We start from the raw sequence: 260 nt of genomic DNA on the forward strand, positions 1-260 counted from the left end.
GCATCCGGTCATGCCCCCATGCAGGAGCACGCGGTGCGTGGCGCCCTTCATCCGCTGCGTCGTGAGCAGCCCTGGACCCAGCCCCCACAGCCCGCGCCTGTCAGTCGCGAGACGCATGTCGCGGTACTCGGCGCCGGTATCGCCGGCACCAGCTGCGCCGAGGCGCTGGCGCGGCGCGGCGTGCAGGTCACGCTGATCGATGCCGAAGCCCCCGGCGCGCGCGCCTCCGGCAATCGCCAGGGTGCGCTCTACGTCAAGCT

General features: G+C 73.1%; 1 protein-coding gene. It reads left to right on the forward strand.

The genetic code is table 11. The annotated features are described in order from the left end of the window. Positions 1–18: 18 nt before the first annotated feature. Positions 19–260: FAD-dependent oxidoreductase (locus R0J88_RS21175; RefSeq protein ID WP_410901054.1), on the forward strand; the 242-nt coding region annotated here is incomplete at its 3' end.

It is taken from the genome of Pseudoalteromonas sp. SIMBA_162 (assembly GCF_046535955.1).
GTDB classification, from domain to species: Bacteria; Pseudomonadota; Gammaproteobacteria; order Enterobacterales; family Alteromonadaceae; genus Pseudoalteromonas; species Pseudoalteromonas marina.